We start from the raw sequence: 1,128 nt of genomic DNA, 5'->3' as shown, positions 1-1,128 counted from the left end.
GACTACCTGATCGGGCTGGGCACGCTCGACGAGCGGATGCTGATCCTGGTGGACATCGATCGGCTGATGTCGAGCGAGGAAATGGGCCTGGTCGAACGGGCCGCCGCCTGAGTTGATGGCAGGCGCGCGCTGCGTGCCCTCCCGGTCTGAAATTTTGGAGCAATGAATGTTTTTGAGCAACGTGTCCATCGGGAAGCGGCTGGCCGTCGTGATCGGCGCCATCCTTGCGCTTTCCCTCACGAGCAGCGTGGTGGCGATGCTGGAGCTGCGGGAGTTGGGCGTCGAGATCGACGCAATGGTCGAGAAGAACGTCAAGACCGAACGTGCGGGCGCCGACTGGCTGCGCCACACCACGGCCGGTGTGCAGCGTGCCGCAGCCATTGCGAAAAGCAGCGATTCGAGCCTCATCGCCTACTTCGCACCGCACACGGCCGCCGCCATCAAGGAAACCAACGACCTGCAGAAGTTCATCGAGGAGCAGATGGACACGCCCGAGAAGAAGCAGGTGTTCGACAAGGTCGGTGAGTTGCGCAAGGCCTACCTCGCCGCGCGCGAGGAGGTCAGCAAGGCCAAGCTCGCGGGCGACGTGGAGGGTGCCGACAGGATCTTCAACGAGCGCTTCGAACCCACCTCGCGCAGCTATCTCGCGGGCGTGCAGCAGATGGTGGACGCCGAGCGGGCCCAGCTGGACGCCGCGGCCGCACGCGGCAAGGAAACGCGCGCCGCCACGAGCATGGTGCTGATCGTCTGCAGCGTGCTGTCGCTGGCCCTGGGCCTGGTGCTCGCATGGCTCCTGGTCCGCAGCATCACGCGTCCGCTGCGCCGCGCCGTCGAGGTGGCCGAGGCAGTGGCCGCCGGCGACCTCACGAGCCACATCGATGCGACGACGCGCGACGAGACCGGCCAGCTCATGCAGGCTCTCAAGGGCATGAACGGCAGTCTCGCCAAGGTCGTCGGCGAAGTTCGCCACGGCACCGACGCCATCGCGACCGCCTCGGGCCAGATCGCAGCAGGCAACCAGGATCTCTCGTCGCGCACCGAGGAACAGGCCAGCTCGCTCGAGCAGACGGCGGCCTCGATGGAAGAGCTGACCTCGACCGTCAAGCAGAACGCCGACAACGCTCGCCA

At 66.3% G+C, this 1,128-nt stretch carries 1 protein-coding gene and 1 pseudogene; both read left to right on the top strand.

Annotation, left to right across the window (positions count from 1 at the left end; translation table 11 throughout):
• A pseudogene (locus AC3A6J_RS27975) lies at nucleotides 1–111 on the top strand (chemotaxis protein CheW); the annotation flags it as partial.
• Nucleotides 112–166: 55 nt separating this feature from the next.
• A partial coding sequence (locus AC3A6J_RS27970; protein WP_487863267.1) for an MCP four helix bundle domain-containing protein occupies nucleotides 167–1,128 on the top strand: 962 nt, incomplete at its 3' end.

It is taken from the genome of Variovorax sp. Soil_C_39, assembly GCF_057656815.1.
Note: the sequence above shows the minus strand (reverse complement) of the source record. Positions and strands in the feature narration are given on the sequence as shown.